Below are 313 nucleotides of genomic sequence, written 5' to 3' on the forward strand. Positions count from 1 at the left end.
ACGCTTACTGTAACACTCGAGTTTACTTTGAAAAAAGCAACCCGAAGTGGTCTACTGGAAGTCCTTGCCGACGCAGTCGGGTCCTTGCCCGAAACTGAGTGAAGGGATCTAGTGAGTGAAGCGAACGAGTGTTGATTTTAACACTGCTCCTTCGTCGCTAGACCTTGGCTTCGCCAAGCGATGACCCGGTCTTCGACCGGCAATGACTTTGATCAGGGTGGGGCGATGAGATGGTCGTTTCACTCCTAGCTCTTTCTTGGCGACGCTTACTGTAACACTCGAGTTTACTTTGAAAAAAGCAACCCGAAGTGGT

At 50.2% G+C, this 313-nt stretch carries 1 protein-coding gene; it reads right to left on the reverse strand.

What is annotated here, in order from left to right; genetic code table 11:
• Nucleotides 1–108: 108 nt before the first annotated feature.
• On the reverse strand, nt 109–313 hold a 205-nt coding region (locus JIN87_RS28505; protein ID WP_234033687.1), incomplete at its 5' end, for a hypothetical protein.

This window comes from Pelagicoccus mobilis, assembly GCF_016595505.1.
Lineage (GTDB): Bacteria > Verrucomicrobiota > Verrucomicrobiia > Opitutales > Opitutaceae > Pelagicoccus > Pelagicoccus mobilis.